Raw genomic sequence first — 17,908 nt, 5'->3', positions numbered from 1 at the left:
TATGCAGCGTTCAGTGACAGAGTTTCTCCGTCCTCGCGACATCAAGGTCGAAGAGATCAGTGCACATCACGCGAAGATCGTGCTCGAACCCTTCGAGCGTGGCTTCGGCCACACGCTGGGGAATGCCCTGCGTCGTATCCTGCTCTCGTCCATGCCCGGCTGTGCCGTGGTAGAGGTCGAGATCGCCGGTGTCGAGCATGAGTACAGTGCGATCGAAGGCGTCCAGGAAGATGTCATCGAAATCCTCCTGAACCTCAAGGACGTGGCGCTCCGGATGCACAGCCGCGATGAGGCAGTGCTCTCGCTGAACAAGCAGGGCCCTGCCGTCGTGACTGCCGGGGATATCGCCCTCGACCATGATGTCGAGATCGTCAACCCCGAGCATGTCATCGCCCACGTCAATGAGGGTTCCGAGCTGAAGATGCAGCTCAAGATTGCTCGTGGTCGCGGCTACGAGCCGGCGGACGTGCGTGGCGATGCCGACGACGAATCACGTGCCATCGGTCGCCTGCAGCTGGATGCTACCTTCAGCCCCGTGCGTCGGGTTTCCTACAGCGTGGAGGCCGCGCGTGTTGAACAGCGTACCGACCTCGACAAGCTGATCATCGACCTGGAAACCGACGGTACCCTGGATCCGGAAGAGGCGATTCGTCGCAGCGCGACCATCCTGCAGGAGCAGCTGGCCGCGTTCGTTGACCTGGAAGCCGACAAGGAACAGGAAGTGGTGGAGGAAGAGGATCATATCGATCCGATCCTGCTGCGCCCCGTAGACGATCTCGAGTTGACCGTTCGCAGCGCCAACTGCCTCAAGGCCGAGAACATCTACTACATCGGGGATCTGATCCAGCGCACCGAGGTCGAGCTGCTGAAGACCCCGAATCTCGGCAAGAAGTCCCTGAATGAGATCAAGGACGTGTTGGCCGCCCGCGGGCTTTCTCTGGGCATGCGGCTGGAAAACTGGCCGCCGGCAAGCCTGAAGGACGACAAGGCCTCCGCGTGAGCCTCGACTCGAGTCCCAGTTTGGTAAGGAATCACAACCATGCGTCATCGTAAGAGTGGTCGTCACCTGAATCGCACCAGCTCGCATCGGCAGGCCATGTTCAAGAACATGTCCGTCTCGCTGGTCGAGCACGAAATGATCAAGACAACCCTGCCCAAGGCCAAGGAACTGCGTCGCGTCATCGAGCCGCTGATCACCCTGGCCAAGCAGGACAGCGTCGCCAATCGTCGTCTGGCCTTCAGCCGTACCCGCTCGAAGGAAGCGGTCGGCAAGCTCTTCAATGAGCTGGGTCCGCGTTACGCCGAGCGTCCGGGCGGTTACGTCCGTATCCTCAAGTGCGGCTTCCGCACCGGCGACAACGCCCCCATGGCCTTCGTCGAACTAGTCGACCGTCCGGTCGTCGAGGAAGCCGTCGCCGAGGAGTGATCCTCGACCGGCCTTCCGTCAGTGGCACGCCAAACCGGCTCCTTTACAGGAGCCGGTTTTTTCTTTGAGTGGCAAGTGGCAAGGCTGGCCTTCGGCCAGAGCAAGTGGCAAGGAATCCCTGGCGAGTCTGAATGGAGGGAGCATACTGCCTTGCTCCTTGCCGTTATGCGGTGGTCTCCGGCTCCGCCTTGCTGGCCTTGGTGCGCTCCAGCAGCGGCTTGAGGAAGCGCCCAGTGTGCGACGCCTCGATACGTGCCACCTGCTCGGGGGTGCCCTCGGCGATGATGCGTCCACCGCCGGAGCCGCCCTCGGGGCCCAGGTCGATCAACCAGTCGGCAGTCTTGATCACGTCCAGATTGTGCTCGATCACCACGATGGTGTTGCCATGGTCGCGCAGGCGGTGAAGCACGGTGAGCAGCTGGCGGATGTCCTCGAAGTGCAGGCCGGTGGTCGGCTCGTCGAGGATGTAGAGGGTCTTGCCGGTGTCGCGCTTGGCCAGTTCCCTGGCCAGCTTGATCCGCTGTGCCTCGCCGCCGGAGAGGGTGGTGGCGCTCTGGCCCAGGCGGATATAGGAGAGCCCTACGTCGAGCAGGGTCTGCAGGCGCCGGGCGATGGCCGGTACCGGCGAGAAGAAGGCCAGTGCCTCCTCCACGGTCATCTCGAGGACCTCGTGGATGTTCTTGCCCTTGTAGGCGATCTCCAGTGTCTCGCGGTTGTATCGCTTGCCCTTGCAGACGTCACAGGGCACATAGATGTCCGGCAGGAAGTGCATCTCCACCTTGATCATGCCCTCGCCCTGGCACGCCTCGCAGCGACCGCCCTTGACGTTGAAGGAGAAGCGGCCCGGCTTGTAGCCACGTGAGCGCGCCTCCTGGGTGCCGGCGAACAGTTCGCGGATGGGCGTGAAGATGCCGGTGTAGGTCGCCGGGTTGGAGCGCGGCGTTCGGCCGATGGGGCTCTGGTCGATGTCGATCACCTTGTCGAGGTGATCGAGGCCCTCGATACGCTCATGGACCTCCGGCGTCAGGCTGGTGGCGCGGTTGAGTTCGCGGGCAGCGATGGGCATCAGGGTGGCATTGATCAGCGTCGACTTGCCGGAACCCGAGACGCCGGTGATGCATACGAACAGACCCAACGGCAGCTCGAGAGTGACGTCCTGCAGGTTGTTGCCCCGGGCGCCGGTCAGGCGCACCACCTTCTCCGGGTTGCCGGGGATGCGCCAGGGCGGGATCTCGATGCGCCGTGAGCCGGCGAGGTATTGCCCGGTGAGCGACGCCGGCGTGGCGATGATCTCCTGCGGCGTCCCCTGGGCGACAATGTGCCCCCCATGGACGCCGGCACCGGGGCCGATATCGAGCACGTGGTCGGCGGCGCGGATGGCCTCCTCGTCGTGCTCGACCACGATTACGGTGTTGCCCAGGTCGCGCAGGCGTTCGAGCGTCTGCAGCAGGCGGTTGTTATCACGCTGGTGCAGGCCGATGGAGGGCTCGTCGAGGATATACATCACGCCCACCAGGCCGGCGCCGATCTGGCTGGCCAGGCGAATGCGCTGGGCTTCGCCGCCGGAGAGAGTCTCGGCACTGCGTTCCAGGTTCAGGTAGTCGAGCCCGACGTTGACCAGAAATTCCAGGCGGGCGTGGATCTCATTGACGATCTTGACGGCGATCTCGCCCTTGCGCCCGGGCAGGCTTAGGGCACCGAAGTAGCTAAGGGCCTCGCCGATGGGCAGGCGGACCAGCTGTGGCAGGGTGCGATCGTCGATATAGACGTGGCGCGACTCGCGACGCAACCGCGAGCCATGGCAGGTGGGGCAGGGCTGGACGGCGATGTGTCGTGCCAGGTCCTCCCTGACCATGCTCGATTCCGTCTCGCGATAGCGGCGCTGCATGTTGGGTAGCACGCCCTCGAAGGGGTGCTCACGGGTGACCTTGCGGCCTCGATCATTGACGTAGCTGAAGGCGATGTCATCGCTGCCGCTGCCGTGGAGGACGATCTCGCGCTCATGGCGAGCCAGGTCCTGCCAGGGGGTCTCCAGGGTGAAGCGGTAGTGGTCGGCCACGGCCTGAAGCTGATTGAAGTAGTAGACGCTGCGCCGGTCCCAGCCCTTGATCACGCCCTCGGCCAGCGACAGCTCGGGATGGCTGATCAGCTTCTCGGGATCGAAGAACTGCTGTACCCCGAGGCCGTCGCAGGTGGGACAGGCACCCGCCGGGTTGTTGAAGGAGAACATGCGCGGTTCGAGTTCGGCGATGGAGTAGCCGCATACCGGGCAGGCGAAGCGCGCCGAGAAGGGGATGTCCTCGTGCTCGCCGTCCATGAAATGCATCACGGCGGTCCCGTCGGCCAGGTTGAGGGCCGTCTCGAAAGACTCCGCCAGTCGTTGCTGCAGCCCCTCGCGCACCTTGAGGCGGTCGACCACTACGCTGATGTCGTGTTTCTTGTTCTTGTCCAGCGGGGCGATATCGTCGAGCTCCAGCACCTGGCCGTCGATCATGGCGCGTACAAAGCCCTGGGCGCGCAGTTCGGAGAGCAGCTGCAGGTGTTCGCCCTTGCGTCCCTTGATCACGGGCGCCATCAGCATCAGCTTGCTGCCTTCGGGCAGGGTGAGTACCTGGTCGACCATCTGCGAAACGGTCTGGGCCTCGAGGTCCTCGCCATGCTCGGGGCAGCGCGGGGTGCCGGCACGGGCGAACAGCAGTCGCAGGTAGTCGTAGATCTCGGTGATGGTGCCCACGGTGGAGCGCGGGTTGTGGGAGGTCGACTTCTGCTCGATGGAGATCGCCGGGGAGAGGCCTTCGATATGGTCGACGTCGGGTTTCTCCATCATCGACAGGAACTGGCGCGCGTAGGTGGAGAGGGATTCCACGTAGCGGCGCTGACCTTCGGCGTAGAGGGTGTCGAAGGCCAGCGACGATTTCCCCGAGCCGGAAAGCCCGGTGACCACGATCAGCTTGTCGCGGGGCAGATCGACGTCGATGTTCTTCAGGTTGTGGGTGCGCGCACCTCTGACCAGAATTGTGTCCATTCCCACCTCGCCTGACGCGGCAAAAGGTCGATTATACGGGGCGGGCCGCATCGGCGGCAAAGCACGCGCCGCCATCGACTTTCCCTGCGCCCCGGCGAGCCGCTAGAATATGCGGTCCACCTCCGGACCCGACGGTCCGCCCACGGATGTTCGAACCGCCATGCGAAAGGTTTCAGGACTGCTGTTAGCTACCGAGCGCCGCGCCATCACCGGGCTGGCGGGGCTCTATGCCACGCGCATGCTGGGCCTGTTCATGGTGCTGCCGGTGCTGGCCCTGTATGCCGATGACCTGAGAGGGTCGACGCCGCTGCTGGTCGGCCTGGCGCTGGGAATCTATGGTCTCACCCAGGCGCTGCTGCAGATCCCCTTTGGCCTGCTCTCCGATCGCCTGGGACGCAAGCCGGTGATCGCCGCGGGCCTGCTGCTGTTCCTGCTGGGCAGCGTGGTGGCCGCCGGCGCCGACTCCATCGGCGGGGTGATACTGGGCCGTTGCCTGCAGGGTAGTGGCGCCGTGGCCGCCGCCATCATGGCGCTGCTCGCCGACCAGACCCGGGAACAGGTGCGCACCGCCGCCATGGCCACCATCGGTCTTTCCATCGGTGTCGCCTTCGCCGTGGCCATGGTGCTCGGCCCCTGGCTCGCCGCAAGCTTCGGCCTGGCCGGCGTCTTCTGGTTCACCGCGGCCCTGGCGGTGCTGGGCCTGGCGGTGCTGTGGAAGCTGGTGCCGCCGGCGCCGCGTCGCTTGCGCCACCGGGATGTGGGCATCGACCGTGGTCAGCTGCGCGGTATCCTGACGCGCGGCGACCTCTGGCGCCTGGATACCTCGATCTTTGCCCTGCACCTGGTGCTGATGGCGATCTTCGTTGCCGTGCCCTTCCGGCTGCTCGAGGCGGGCATCGCTGTCGAGCGCCACGGTCTCACCTATCTGAGCATCATGCTGCTGGCCTTCGTGGCCATGGTGCCGCTGGTGATCATCGCCGAGAAGCGTCGCCGCATGAAGGCCATGTGCCTTTCGGCCATTACCGGCATCACCCTGAGTCTGTTCGGGCTGGCGGGCCTGGGCGACGGGTTCTCGGCGCTGTTCGGCTGGCTGCTGCTGTTCTTCATCGCCTTCAATCTGCTCGAGGCCACCCTGCCATCGATGCTCAGCAAGCTGGCCCCGGCCGGGGCCAAGGGCACCGCCATGGGCATCTATTCCACCAGCCAGTTCCTGGGCGCCTTCCTGGGTGGCGTGCTGGGTGGCGCCCTGGTTCAGCAGTGGGGGCTTTCCGCGGTCTTCATCGGTTGCGGCCTGGTGGGTCTGGCCTGGCTGGCGGTGATGGCCGGCATGACGCCCCCTCGCCACCTGACCAGCGAGGTGGTGGCGCTCGACGACAGCGAGCATGATGATGCGCTGGATACCCTGATGGCGCGTTTCGCCGAGGTGGCCGGGGTGGAGGATGTGCTGGTCGTTCCCGAAGAGCGCGTGGCCTATCTCAAGGTGGACCGGCAGCGCCTCGACGAGCAGGCCCTGGCCCGCCTTACCGGTTCCAGGAATCACCACAGCGGCGCCTGAGCCGCGTATGATCCTTACAACGTACTTCACGACAGCAAGGAGTCCCTCATGGCTCGCGGCATCAACAAGGTCATTCTCATCGGCAACCTCGGCCAGGATCCGGAGGTGCGCTTCACACCCTCCGGCACCGCCGTTGCCAACCTCAACCTGGCTACCACCGATACCTGGATGGACAAGCAGAGCGGCCAGCGCCAGGAGCGCACCGAGTGGCACCGGGTCGTGCTGTTCAACAAGACCGCCGAGATCGCCCAGCAGTACCTCAAGAAGGGCAGCAAGGTCTATATCGAGGGCCGCCTGCAGACCCGCAAGTGGCAGGACCAGAGCGGCCAGGACAAGTACAGCACCGAGATCGTTGCCAACGACATGCAGATGCTGGACTCCCGCGGCGGCGACGGTGGTGGCCAGTCTGGAGGTCAGCAGGGCGGCCAGTATGGCGGCCAGCCCCAGCAGGGCGGTCAGCAGCAGGGCGGCTATGGCAACGCACCGCAACAGGGGGGCCAGCCCCAGCATCCGGCCCCGCAGCCTGCTCCTCCGCAGCAGGGCGGTGGCCAGCAGCAGGGCGGCAACTACGGCGCCCCGGATCCGGGCAGCTTCGACGATTTCGATGACGAGATCCCGTTCTAGTCAGGGAACAGCCGAGGAGATGTCGTGAAGCTGCTGATTCTGGAGGCCGGGCACTGTTTGAGCCTGGCGCTGGCGCGCGAGGCCAACCGTCGCAGCGACACCGAGTTGACCATCGAGCCAGGTCTTACGGCCACGCCGCGGCTTCTCGAGGAAATTCGCCCGGATGCGCTGGTGATCCCGCCGCTGTTACGGCCGATCACGGCCGAGCCGGCCGCCGTTACGGCCCATGCCGAGGCGGTCGAGGCTTGCATGGAGGCCTGCCACGAAGCGGAGATCCCGCTGGTATGGTGCGTCTCCGACCAGCTCTATGAGGACGGCCTCGATGTTCCCATCGACGAGCACGTCATCCCGGAACCCCGCGACGAGAGCCTGAGGCGTCTGATCCGTACCGGCGACCGAATCCGTGCCGAGTACCCCCGGCACCTGATCGTGCGCCTGGGACCACTGTTCGCCCTGGACGGTAGCCAAGCCTGGCTGGGCGAGCTGCTCGACACCTTGACGGATGGTGGCGAGGTGCGGGCAGAGTCCGACGTGATCTTCTGCCCAACGTCGGCGGATGCCGTGGCCATGGCGCTGATCGGCATGCTCCAGCAGCAGCACTGCGGTGCCGAATCCTGGGGCAGCTACCATCTGGCCGGTCCCGAGCCGGTGAGCGCCTATACCTTCGTCTCCATGGTGCGCACCCAGCTTGCTACACGGCTAGAGGGGCGTGGCGAACAGGTTACACTGGGTAGCGTCAAGGCGCTGAGCCATCATCACGACCAGCCGCTGCGTCGTGTGCTGAATTGCCGGCGGGTACTGGACGTGTTCGGCGTCCACCAGAAGCCCTGGCGCCTGGAGGTCGGTCGCATGTTGGACACCTGGTGCATGGCCAGGGATGACGGCGAGGCCCAAGAGGAGTCGATGTCTCGATGAACGTGATCCGAAGCCTGATCTTCTATGCCGGCTACTTCCTGGCCATGTTGGTCTGTGGTGTGCTTTTTCTGCCCCCAGCGCCCTTTCTGCCGCTGCGCTCTCGCTATCGCCTGCTCAACCTCTACAACCATTTCATTATCGCCTGGTTCCGTCTGGCCTGTGGGGTGCGCTATGACTTCCACGGCCATGAACGCCTGCCGGATGGTCCCTGCGTCCTCCTCGCCAATCACCAGTCCGAGTGGGAGACCGTCTACCTGCAACTGCTGCATCCGCCGGTATGCACGGTGCTCAAGCGCGAGTTGCTGAACATCCCGATCTTCGGCTGGGGGCTACGGCTGCTGCATCCCATCGCCCTGGATCGTAGCAAGCCCGCTCGGGCGATGAAGCAGGTGCTCACCCAGGGCAAGACCCGGCTCGAGGAGGGTCTCTCGGTGCTGATCTTCCCCGAGGGAACTCGGGTGGCGCCGGGAAGCCGGCAGCGCTACAACAAGAGTGGTGCGGTGATCGCCTGTCGCGCCGGCGTGCCGGTGGTGCCGGTGGCCCACAATGCCGGGGAGCGTTGGCCGGGACGTCACTGGGTCAAGCGCCCCGGGCGCCTGTCACTGGAGGTGGGTGAGCCCATCGAGACCGCCGGTCGTACTTCCGAGGAGGTGATGGTCGAGGTGGAGTCGTGGATCGAGGCTCGGCTGGCCGAGATCTCCGAGGTGCCACGTCCGGCAGCTGCCGCACCACCGGTCGAGAAACCCCTGGCCTGACGTCGTTCTCGCCATGCAAGAGGCGCCCCGATGGGGCGCCTCTTGCATGGCGGGGGTGAATCGCTACATATCAGTCGCGGTACTTCTCCAGCACCAGGCAGGCGTTGGTACCGCCGAAGCCGAAGCTGTTGGAAAGAACCCGGTCGACCGCCACGTCGTCACGACGCTGGGTCACGATGTCAAAGCCGTCGGCCTGTTCGTCGAGGGTATCGACGTTGGCGGAGGCGGCGATAAAGTCGTTCTCCATCATCAGCAGCGAATAGACCGCTTCCTGCACGCCGGTAGCCCCCAGGGAGTGACCGGTCAGCGACTTGGTGGAGCTCATCGCCGGCGTGGAGTCGCCGAAGACCTCGCGGATCGCCTTGAGCTCGGCCACATCGCCCACCGGCGTGGAGGTGCCGTGGGTATTGATGTAGTCGATCTTGCCATCGACGGTGGCCATGGCCTGGCGCATGCAGCGCATCGCCCCTTCACCGGAGGGGGCGACCATGTCGTGCCCGTCGGAGGTGGCACCGTAGCCGGTCACCTCGGCATAGATCTTGGCACCGCGGGCCTTGGCATGCTCGAGCTCCTCGAGCACCAGCATGCCGCCACCGCCGGCGATGACGAAGCCATCGCGAGCCTGGTCATAGGGCCGCGAGGCCTTGTCGGGGGTGTCGTTGTAGTGGGTCGAGAGCGCTCCCATGGCATCGAACAGGCAGGACAGGGTCCAATGCTCCTCCTCGCCGCCGCCGGCGAAGACCACGTCCTGCTTGCCCATCTGGATCTGCTCCACGCCACTGCCGATGCAGTGGGCCGAGGTAGCGCAGGCGGAAGATATGGAATAGTTGACGCCCTTGATCTGGAACGGGGTCGCCAGGCAGGCCGAGACGGTGCTGCCCATGGTGCGGGTGACCCGGTAGGGGCCCACACGGCGCAGCCCTTTCTCGCGCATCACGTCGGCAGCCTCGACCTGATTGGCGCTGGAGGCGCCACCGGAGCCGGCGATCAGCCCGGTACGCTCGCTGGAGACCTGTTCCGGGGCCAGCCCCGCATCCTCGATCGCCTGGGCCATGGAGATGTAGGCATAGGCCGCGGCATCGCCCATGAAGCGGCGCAGCTTGCGGTCGATCAAGGCATCCAGGTCGATGTCGACACTACCGGCCACCTGGCTGCGGAAGCCCCGCTCGGCATAGTCTTCCTTGAAGCGAATGCCCGAGCGCCCGTTCCTGAGCGCTTCCAGTACCTGTTGTGCGTCATTGCCCAGGCAGGACACGATGCCCAGGCCGGTGACTACCACTCGTCGCATGGGAGCCTCCTGTTCAGAAATTCGCGGTGGAGGTGAACAGGCCGACGCGCAGGTCGTTGGCCTGATAGATGTCGCGGCCGTCGACGGATACGGTGCCGTCGGCCATGCCCAGGATCAGGCGCCGGGTGATGATGCGCTTGATGTTGATGCTGTAGGTGACCTTCTGGGCGTCGGGGAGGATCTGACCACTGAACTTGACCTCGCCACAGCCCAGGGCGCGGCCACGGCCGGGATGACCGAGCCAGCCGAGGTAGAACCCGACGAGTTGCCACATGGCATCGAGGCCCAGGCAACCAGGCATCACCGGGTCGCCGGGGAAGTGGCAGTCGAAGAACCACAGCTCGGGTTTGATATCCAGCTCGGCGATCAGCTCGCCCTTGCCATGATCCCCGCCTTCCTCGTGGATGTGCATGATGCGATCGAGCATCAGCATGTTGGGGGCCGGCAACTGGGCATTGCCCGGACCGAACAGCTCGCCGCGTGAGCAGGCCAGCAGTTCTTCGCGATCAAAGGAGTGTTGCTTGGTCACTGAATGGTTCCGAGAGTCGAGATTGTTGTGTGCCGAAAGCGGCCTGGGGCCGCCGGGCGGCTGCCACTAGTCTACTGTCCAGACAGAATGAATGCACGTCGCGGACGGGAGAGGAGGGTCAGGCCTCAGCGGGTCTCTCTGGTCAGGACAAGCGAACTACCGAGTCGACGGCTCAGGGCCAGGCAGATCAGCGCCCAGGCCAGCGCCTCGGCGGGAAGCAACCAGGGGGCGAGCTCGACGCCGGCGAGGCGGGCGCCGCCGTAATAGGAGAGCGGGCCGCTGGTCGCGCCGCCGAGCACGGCCAGCCAGCGGTATTGCCAGAGCCATGACAGCGAATGATGGACCAGAGTGGCGAACAATGGCCAGAGCAGCCATAGCCAGGTCGGGAGCACGCCGAAGGCGAGTATGCCCTCCGTGAAGCCGAAGCCGCCGGCCAGCGCCAGGCTCCCGTCCACTACCAGTCCCAGTGCGGCGAAACCCACCAGCCAGCGCCACTCGCCGGGGCGGGCCAGGCAGGTCAGGTGCAGGGTGAGGATCACGGCGGTGACCAGCAGGCCGACAATCGAGCCGCCCAGCACGCAGGCGAACCAGCCGACCTGGAAGGCGGCCAGGTTGACCAGCATCTTCACGGGGCTGTCGGTTCGGTTGGCCATCGCGATCATGCCGCGCCGGTGAGCGGGGCCGGCCGGGCGCCGGGCTTGGCCAGCAGCAGCTGGCAGGTGCCGATGGTACGCTCCAGGAAGCCGCCCTCGCAGTAGCAGAGGTAGTAGCGCCACATGCGAATGAAGCGCTCGTCATAGCCGAGTCGACGCACGGTCTCCAGGTTGGACTCGAAGCGGTGGCGCCACTCGCGCAGGGTGCGGGCGTAGTGCAGGCCGATCTCGTCGAGGTCGACGACGTTCAGCGAGGTGTGTCGCGTCAGGCCCTCGAGGATGGCGTAATGCGACGGCAGGAAGCCCCCCGGGAAGATGTAGCGCTTGATGAAGTCCATCTCGCGCTTGGCCGCCTCGTAGCGCTGGTCGCGGATGGTGATCGCCTGCAGCATGGCCTGGCCGTCATCGGTGAGCAGCCGGTCCAGGGTCGCCAGGTAGGTGCCCAGGTACTGGTGACCTACCGCCTCGATCATCTCCACCGAGATCAGGCGGTCGTACTGGCCCTCGAGTTCGCGGTAGTCGCTCTGAAGCAGGATGATGCGCCCTTCCAGTCCTTCCTCCTCGATGCGCCGTGCCGTGAAGGCGTGCTGTTCCGCGGAGATGGTGGTGGTGGTCACGCGGCAGCCGCGGGTCTTCGCCGCATGGATGGCCAGCCCGCCCCAGCCCGTACCGATCTCCAGCAGGTGGTGATGGGGCTGGACATCGAGCTTCTCGAGCATCAGGTCGAGCTTGTGGGTCGAGGCCTCCTCAAGGCTTGCCTCGGCGTGCGGGAAGACCGCGCTGGAGTACATGCGATGGTCGTGGTCGAGGAAGGTGGCGAACAGCGTATTGCCGATGTCGTAGTGGGCGGCAATGTTGCGCTTCGAACCGCGCAGGCTGTTGCGCTGCAGGCCATAGAGGGCACCGAGCAGCCAGCGGCCGAAGCGAGCCGTGCCATTCTCGATCTCGCCGTTGACCCGCTCCAGATTGGCGGCGAACAGCCGCACCAGTGCCACCGGGTCATCGGCATCCCAGTCTCCCTCCATGTAGGACTCGGCGGCCCCCACGGTGCCACCCAGGGCCAGGCGCTTCCAGGCCCGATGGTGGCGTACCACCAGGGTGGCCCGCAGCGGCCCTCCCTGGCCCAGTTGGTGGCGCTGATGGCCGTCGATCAGGGTGATGTCGCCGCCCTCCAGGCGGTCGAGTTGGGCCAGTACCCGTGGCTTGAGCCAGCGGGTCAGCCGGTCACCCTCGGGGGGCATGGGGCGGGCAGTGGCGGAGCGAAGGGTATTCACGACGAACTCTCCTCACGGGAAGGGTGGTCCTGGCCGGGATGGTCATGGACGGGAATGCGCTTGAGCCAGAGGCGCAGCGCCTGGAAGTGGATGCCGGCGAGGGTCTTCAGGCTCATCCAGGGTTGGCGGGCCAGGGTGGCCAGCAGCACGCCTCGGCTGGCCGGACGGGCCTGCAGGCTCAGGGTGGCATCGAAGTGGCGCTCGCCATCCTTCCAGTTCTCCATGTGCATCGACAGGGACTCGCCGGGGGTGTCGAAGCGCCAGCGGTAGGTCATGTCCATGGGGTTGAAGGGCGAGACGTGCATGGCCTTGTCGAACTCGGCCACATGGCCATGGCGGCCGGGAGACACGGCGCAGGCATAGCGGGTGCGCTCGCCCCAGGGCGTGTTGCTCACCTCGCCGAGCACGGCGCGCAGCTCGCCGCGGGCATCATAGGCGTAATAGAGCGACACTGGATTGAAGCCCAGCCCCAGGGTACGCAGCTGCGTCAGCACGCAGATGCGCCCATCCGGGGCATTGCCCAGCTGGCGCTCCAGTTCCTCGCGCACCGCCTGCTTGAGCGGGCGGTCGTGGGGTGTCAGGTAGTCCTCACGCCGGAAGCGTGCCAGGGCCGGGCGCCGGGCGCTGAAGCCGGGCACGCCGTCGAACAGCTCGGGCAGCTCGTCGAGATCGAGCCAGGCCATCCACATGCGGTACTCGAAGGCATGCGGACGCGGCAGGAAGCGGCGGTGGCGCAGGGTGCCACGATAGATGCGAGAGCGGGGCGAGCGGATCATGCCACCCGCTCCTCGGCGACGGCGACGTCGGGCAGGGTGATGGAGGTGTCGCGTACGTCGTCCTCATCGCAGCCCATGGCCTGGGCCACCCGCAGGGCGCTCCAGACACCGTCCTCGTGGAAGCCATTGCGCCAGTAGGCGCCGCAGTAGTGCGTGCGGTGCTCTGGCCCAGAGATCTCGCCGTGACGGGCCTGGGCCGCCTGGCCGGCCAGGGTGAACTGGGGGTGTGCATAAGTGAAGCGACCCAGCACCTTGCCGGGGTCGATGGTGGCGCTGTCGTTGAGGGTCACGCAGAAGGTGTGCGGGGCGGTAAGCCGCTGCAGGATGTTCATGTCGTAGGTCACCGAGACCCGGGCGTCGTCGCCGCGTCCATCGAGCCGGTAGTTCCAGCTTGCCCAGGCTCGACGGCGCCGGGGCAACAGGCGGGTGTCGGTGTGCAGCACCACTTCGTTGTCGGCATACGGGAGGGCACCGAGGACCTCACGTTCGGCGCCGCCCGGGTCGTCGAGCATCGCCAGCGCCTGGTCGGCGTGGCAGGCCAGTACTACCTGGTCGAAGGCCTGGATGCCGCTCGCGGTGCGGATCTCGACCCGGTCGGCATGGCGGCGGATGCCGAGTACCGGGGTGGAGAGATGGATTCGGTCGGCGTAGGGCGCGGTCAATGCCGGAATGTAACTGCGCGAGCCACCGACCAGGGTGTGCCACTGGGGGCGGTCGTTGATCGACAGCAGGCCGTGATGGCGGAAGAAGCGCACAAAGAACAGCAGCGGGAAGTCGCGCAGGTCGCGAATGCTGGCCGACCAGATCGCCGCGCCCATGGGCAGCAGGTACTGATGCTGGAAGGCGTCGCCGAAGCCATTGGCGTCCAGCCAGGCGCCCAACCTCATGGCCGGGTCGAGCTGGCCGTCATCCAGGGCCTGGCTCGCCTCGCGGTTGAAGCACAGGATGTCACGCAGCAGACGGTGGAAGCTGGGGCGAAGCAGGTTGCGCCGCTGGGCGAACAGGCTCCCCAGGGTATGGCCATTGTACTCGAAGTCGCGGGCCGTCTCGTGCACCGAGAAGCTCATCTCGGTGGGCTGGCTGGCCACGCCCAGCCGCGCCAGCAGCCGCTGGAAGTGCGGATAGGTCCAGTCGTTGAAGACAATAAAGCCCGTGTCGATCGCGTACTGTTCACCCTCGAGCTCCACGTCCACGGTGGCGGTATGCCCGCCCAGGCGGTCGGCTGCCTCGAAGAGCGTCACTTCATGGTGGCTCGACAGGTACCAGGCGGCGGCCATGCCACCGATGCCGCTGCCGATCACGGCGATACGTTGGCCGCCAGCGCGGTAAGCGCCGTGGCGCGGCGAATGGGGCGGGGTAAACGAGGCGGTCATGAACGGCTCTCCGATGGGGTGTCCTGGCGGGTCATGCGCAAACCCAGGCGATGGCGAAGACGCGGGGGCAGGATGCCCATCAGTCGCACCAGCAGCGTGAAGCGCCGCGGGAAATTGATGTCCAGGCGGCGCTTGGCGAGGCCGTCGAGGATTGCCGTGGCGGCTTCATCTACGCTCACGCGCATGGGCATGGCGAAGTCGTTGCGGTCGGTCAGCGGCGTCTTGACGAAGCCCGGGTGAATGAGACTGACGTCGATGCCTTCAGCATCCAGGTCGAGACGCAGCGACTCCAGGAAGTGGCTCAGTGCCGCCTTGGAGGCCCCGTAGGCTTCCGCCCGCGGCAGCGGCAGATAGGCCGCCGCGCTCGAGGTGGCGGCCAGCAGCGGGCGCCCGCCCTCGGCACGGGCCCGGCGCAGCAGGGGCAGGGCAGCCTCGACGCCGTAGACGGCGCCGAAGAAATTCGGGGCGAAGACCCGCTCGACGAGGTCGACATCGAAGTCGCGGGCGTCCAGGTACTCGCAGGTCCCGGCATTGAGAATCACCAGGTCCAGGCCGCCGAATGCCTCGCCCAGCCGCTCGCCGGCCCGCTGTACGGCCTGGTGGTCGCTGACGTCCAGGGGCAGCAGCAGGGCATTGTCGCGACCGGCGGCGAGTTCACCGAGCGCCGACTCGCTGCGCGCACTGAGGGCCACCCGGTGCCCATCGTCGAGCAGACGTTCGGCCAGGGCGCGGCCAATGCCGGACGTCGCCCCGGTCAGCCAGATGCGCTGCCTGTCGCTTGCTGTGGTCATGATTTCTCCCCGTTTTCGGTGGCCGTCAGCGGGCCAGTTGTCGCTTCACCAGTCGTATCGCGCCCCCCAATACCGGCAATCGTTCGTAGAGCAGGGCGCCTGCGTCGAAGTAGTCGCGGTGCTGGACGACGCGTCCGTCCGGCGCAAAGCGCAGGTGCGAACAGCCTTCGACGTCCACGACGCGACCGCCATCGAGGCGGGGGTGCACCAGGTGCATCGTCCAGGTGATGAATGCCGTGTCTTGCTGCTGCAGCGTCTCGTAGAAGGTGAATCGGCACGATGTCACGTTGTCGTACAGGGTGCGGAAATAGCCCTCCAGCGCCTCGCGGCCCTTGATACGGTGCAGCGGATCGACAAATTCGATGTCGTCAGTATATATCTTGTGCAGCTTTTTTGTACAGGTTTTGTCTAGCTTATTGAAGAAGGCGCAAAAAGCCTCCAGGTCGGGTAACTGGCGCATGGCAAGAGCTCCGATATCAGTTGCCGATCAGTCCCTGTTGAGGGCCTTGAAGGCCTCCAGAGCGCGGGCCCGAGCGGCACGGTGGTCGACGATGGGGGCGGGATAGTCCACGTCCCCCAACAGATCCTGCGGGGGGGCATGGCGCGACTTGGCGGGCAGCTTGGCCAGTTCCGGCAGCCACTCGGCCAGGAAACGGCCGTCAGGGTCGAAGCGCGTCGATTGGGTCGTGGGGTTGAAGATGCGGAAGTAGGGTGAGGCATCGGTGCCGGTGGAGGCGGCCCACTGCCAACCCCCGTTGTTGGCGCAGAACTCGCCGTCCACCAGGTGGCGAAGGAAGAAGGCCTCGCCGCGGCGCCAGTCGATCAGCAGGTGCTTGCTCAGGAACATGGCGGTGACCATGCGCAGCCGGTTGTGCATCCAGCCGGTGGCGGCGAGTTGGCGCATGGCGGCATCGACGATGGGGTAGCCGGTGCGCCCTTCGCACCAGGCGGCGAACCCGGCTTCGTCATTGCGCCAGTCAAGCGCTTCGGTGTGCCGTTGGAAGGCACGATGACGACAGACCCGTGGGAAGCCGACGGCGACGTGACGATAGAATTCACGCCACACCAGTTCGTTGACCCAGGCCGTGAGCCCGGCGTCGCCCTCCGCCAGGGCGCCGTCGTTCTCGGCGATCACCGCCTGCAGGCACTGGCGGTGGGAGATCATGCCCAGCGCCAGGTAGGGCGAGAGTTCGCTGGTGCCGCGGACCGCCGGGAAGTCGCGCTGCTCAGCATAGTGGCGGCCCCGAAAACGCAGGAAGCGCTCCAGGTGGTCGGCGGCAGGCCCTTCGCCGGCCGGCCACTGGCGGCGGTCGATGGGTGTATCGTCAACATCGGGAAGCTCGGGCAGCGGGTCGGGGACGGTGTCGAGCCGTGCCTGAGGCGGCGGGGTGTCGCGCAGGGCGATCCGTTCCGGCGTCAGCTGGCGGTGCCAGGCCCTGGCGAAGGGCGTGAAGACGCCATAGTAGTCGCCCTTGCCGGTGAGCAACTCGCCGGGCGCGAAGGCCACGGCGTCATGATGGCCGGTGGCGGCGAGGCCCGCCTCGTCGAAGGCATCGATCACCGCGCCATCCCGCGCCAGCTCGTCCACCGGGTATTCGCGGTTGAAGTGCAGGGCGGTCGCGGCGGTCTCCCGGGCAATGGCCAGCAGGGTCGCCGGGGCCTCGCTGAAGTCGTCGATATCGCGGTGTAGCAGCGGGATTCCCAGGCCGTCCAGGCTGTCACCCAGGGCGGCCACTCCCCGGCCCCAGAAGTCGAGCTTGTTGGCGCCGTGGCCGTGGCGCTGCCAGTGGGGGAGGCTGCGCAGGAAGACGGCGATCACGGGGCCCTGGCGGGCGGCCGCGCTCAGGGCGGTGTTGTCGTGGATGCGCAGGTCGCTGCGAAACCAGACGATCACGGGACGAGTCATGGATGGCTCCGGTTCAGCGGACGGGAAGGCGGGCCTGGAGGTTTTCCATGGCCTCGCCCAGGTCATCGCCCAGCAGCTCCACGCGAGTACCCTCCAGGTCGGCCTCGCGAATGCGTGCCATGGGGCCGCAGGCCATCAGCGGCACCTCGAGCTGCTCGGCCAGGCGTGGCAGCTGGCGCCGAACCAGCTCGGCCTTTTCCGCCTTGCCGCTGGCCAGCAGCATAGCCCTCGCCTGGAAGCGCTCCACCGCCAAGGGCAGTTCACTGCAGGGCAGCGGGGCGTCGAAGAGGTGCACCCGGTAGCCGCAGTCGCTGGCCGCCAGCGCCGTCAGCAACACCCACAGCGGGGCGGGGTCATCGGGCAGGGGCATGACCAGGAGCGTCGGGCCTCTGGCCAACGGGTTGGCATGCAGTAGCCGGGTGCCGATGCGGGTCCGCAGAAAGGTTTCGAGGGTTCGGCGCTGCAGTACGTCGCCGAGTTGCTCCCCCCAGCTCTCCTCGAGTTGACGGACGACCGGTTGCCAGAGTTCGGCCAGGCAGGTGGGTACCGGATAGAGTGCCAGCGACTGGTTGAACAACTCTTCCAGGCGGCTCAGGTCCAGGGCCTGTACGGCGCTGATCAACAGGCGGCGCTGGCCCGGCCAGTCGCCGGCCGCCGGTGTCGGGGTTTCCGCGGTCTCCGGCTGATCGAGCAATTCCCGGACCTGGCTGACCGGTACGCCACGATTCAGCCACTGCAGGATGCGCTCGACACGCTCGATGTCCTCGCGGGCATAGAGACGGTGTCCCTTGGGGGTGCGCTGCGGCTTGATCAGACCGTAGCGTCGCTCCCAGGCGCGCAGGGTGACGGAGTTCACCCCAGTCAGCCGGGAGACTTCGCGGATCGGGTAGAGCGGCGTATCGGCCGGGCGGGTTGCCTGGTCATTCATGAGCGTGCCGACTCCCTTGCCTGCTCGGCGAAGTGGTCGAAGAGCGCTCGCCAGTTCGGATCGCTGGAGCCGTGGGCGAGCACAGGATCA

General features: G+C 66.3%; 17 protein-coding genes. 6 read left to right on the top strand and 11 right to left on the bottom strand.

The genetic code is table 11. From position 1 onward, the window contains the following. Nucleotide 1: 1 nt before the first annotated feature. Nucleotides 2–1,000, top strand: coding sequence for a DNA-directed RNA polymerase subunit alpha (locus HALO32_RS03685; protein WP_151442449.1), 999 nt, complete (start codon nucleotides 2–4; stop codon nucleotides 998–1,000). A gap of 39 nt (nucleotides 1,001–1,039) precedes the next feature. Next, on the top strand, nucleotides 1,040–1,426 hold the full coding sequence (rplQ, locus tag HALO32_RS03680) for a 50S ribosomal protein L17 (protein ID WP_151442448.1): 387 nt from the start codon (nucleotides 1,040–1,042) through the stop codon (nucleotides 1,424–1,426). Nucleotides 1,427–1,589: 163 nt separating this feature from the next. Here the strand turns inward: rplQ and uvrA are convergent, their stop codons facing one another. Then, entirely contained in the window at nucleotides 1,590–4,451 is a 2,862-nt protein-coding gene (uvrA, locus tag HALO32_RS03675; protein ID WP_151442447.1) for an excinuclease ABC subunit UvrA, read from the bottom strand. A 160-nt stretch (nucleotides 4,452–4,611) separates the two neighbouring features. Here uvrA and HALO32_RS03670 point away from each other — a divergent pair, with 160 nt between their 5' ends. From HALO32_RS03670 to HALO32_RS03655, 4 genes are read left to right on the top strand one after another with little or no spacing between them, the layout of a single operon-like run. Then, nucleotides 4,612–6,006, top strand: a complete 1,395-nt coding sequence (locus HALO32_RS03670; protein WP_151442446.1) for an MFS transporter — start codon at nucleotides 4,612–4,614, stop codon at nucleotides 6,004–6,006. Between the two features lie 48 nt (nucleotides 6,007–6,054). Continuing rightward, a complete protein-coding gene (ssb, locus tag HALO32_RS03665; RefSeq protein WP_151442445.1) occupies nucleotides 6,055–6,630 on the top strand; it encodes a single-stranded DNA-binding protein in 576 nt (191 codons plus the stop codon). A 24-nt stretch (nucleotides 6,631–6,654) separates the two neighbouring features. Further along, entirely contained in the window at nucleotides 6,655–7,545 is an 891-nt protein-coding gene (locus tag HALO32_RS03660; RefSeq protein WP_151442444.1) for a sugar nucleotide-binding protein, read from the top strand. Then, nucleotides 7,542–8,300, top strand: coding sequence for a lysophospholipid acyltransferase family protein (locus HALO32_RS03655; RefSeq protein WP_151442443.1), 759 nt, complete (start codon nucleotides 7,542–7,544; stop codon nucleotides 8,298–8,300). Before HALO32_RS03660 ends, HALO32_RS03655 begins: the two co-directional genes overlap by 4 nt. Nucleotides 8,301–8,370: 70 nt before the next feature. Here HALO32_RS03655 and fabB read toward each other — a convergent pair whose 3' ends face one another. The 10 genes from fabB to HALO32_RS03605 all read right to left on the bottom strand — a co-directional run bounded on the left by fabB (nucleotide 8,371) and on the right by HALO32_RS03605 (nucleotide 17,818). Further along, nucleotides 8,371–9,588 carry a beta-ketoacyl-ACP synthase I gene (gene fabB / locus HALO32_RS03650; protein ID WP_151442442.1) on the bottom strand — a complete coding sequence of 406 codons (1,218 nt, stop codon included), beginning with the start codon at nucleotides 9,586–9,588 and terminating at the stop codon, nucleotides 8,371–8,373. Nucleotides 9,589–9,601: 13 nt separating this feature from the next. Then, nucleotides 9,602–10,117 carry a 3-hydroxyacyl-[acyl-carrier-protein] dehydratase FabA gene (gene fabA, locus HALO32_RS03645; RefSeq protein ID WP_151442441.1) on the bottom strand — a complete coding sequence of 172 codons (516 nt, stop codon included), beginning with the start codon at nucleotides 10,115–10,117 and terminating at the stop codon, nucleotides 9,602–9,604. A gap of 125 nt (nucleotides 10,118–10,242) precedes the next feature. Beyond that, the gene (locus tag HALO32_RS03640) at nucleotides 10,243–10,770 is read right to left on the bottom strand and encodes a DUF2878 domain-containing protein (RefSeq protein WP_151442440.1); all 528 of its coding nucleotides are present in this window, start codon (nucleotides 10,768–10,770) and stop codon (nucleotides 10,243–10,245) included. A 5-nt stretch (nucleotides 10,771–10,775) separates the two neighbouring features. After that, on the bottom strand, nucleotides 10,776–12,011 hold the full coding sequence (locus HALO32_RS03635) for an SAM-dependent methyltransferase (protein WP_151442481.1): 1,236 nt from the start codon (nucleotides 12,009–12,011) through the stop codon (nucleotides 10,776–10,778). Between the two features lie 29 nt (nucleotides 12,012–12,040). Next, nucleotides 12,041–12,820, bottom strand: a complete 780-nt coding sequence (locus HALO32_RS03630; RefSeq protein WP_151442439.1) for a DUF1365 domain-containing protein — start codon at nucleotides 12,818–12,820, stop codon at nucleotides 12,041–12,043. Then, nucleotides 12,817–14,193 carry an NAD(P)/FAD-dependent oxidoreductase gene (locus HALO32_RS03625; protein ID WP_151442438.1) on the bottom strand — a complete coding sequence of 459 codons (1,377 nt, stop codon included), beginning with the start codon at nucleotides 14,191–14,193 and terminating at the stop codon, nucleotides 12,817–12,819. Before HALO32_RS03625 ends, HALO32_RS03630 begins: the two co-directional genes overlap by 4 nt. Beyond that, nucleotides 14,190–14,984, bottom strand: a complete 795-nt coding sequence (locus HALO32_RS03620) for an SDR family NAD(P)-dependent oxidoreductase (protein WP_151442437.1) — start codon at nucleotides 14,982–14,984, stop codon at nucleotides 14,190–14,192. The genes HALO32_RS03625 and HALO32_RS03620 overlap by 4 nt, the downstream gene beginning before the upstream one ends. A 25-nt stretch (nucleotides 14,985–15,009) precedes the next feature. Beyond that, nucleotides 15,010–15,444: a nuclear transport factor 2 family protein gene (locus HALO32_RS03615; protein ID WP_151442436.1), complete on the bottom strand. Its 435-nt coding sequence runs from the start codon at nucleotides 15,442–15,444 to the stop codon at nucleotides 15,010–15,012. A 27-nt stretch (nucleotides 15,445–15,471) separates the two neighbouring features. Beyond that, nucleotides 15,472–16,890: a deoxyribodipyrimidine photo-lyase gene (gene phrB, locus HALO32_RS03610; RefSeq protein WP_151442435.1), complete on the bottom strand. Its 1,419-nt coding sequence runs from the start codon at nucleotides 16,888–16,890 to the stop codon at nucleotides 15,472–15,474. A gap of 13 nt (nucleotides 16,891–16,903) precedes the next feature. After that, nucleotides 16,904–17,818: a MerR family transcriptional regulator gene (locus HALO32_RS03605; RefSeq protein ID WP_151442434.1), complete on the bottom strand. Its 915-nt coding sequence runs from the start codon at nucleotides 17,816–17,818 to the stop codon at nucleotides 16,904–16,906. Between the last annotated feature and the right edge of the window lie 90 nt (nucleotides 17,819–17,908).

The sequence above is a fragment of the Halomonas lysinitropha genome, assembly GCF_902500215.1.
Lineage (GTDB): Bacteria > Pseudomonadota > Gammaproteobacteria > Pseudomonadales > Halomonadaceae > Halomonas > Halomonas lysinitropha.
This window is presented reverse-complemented; position numbering and strand designations above follow the sequence as displayed.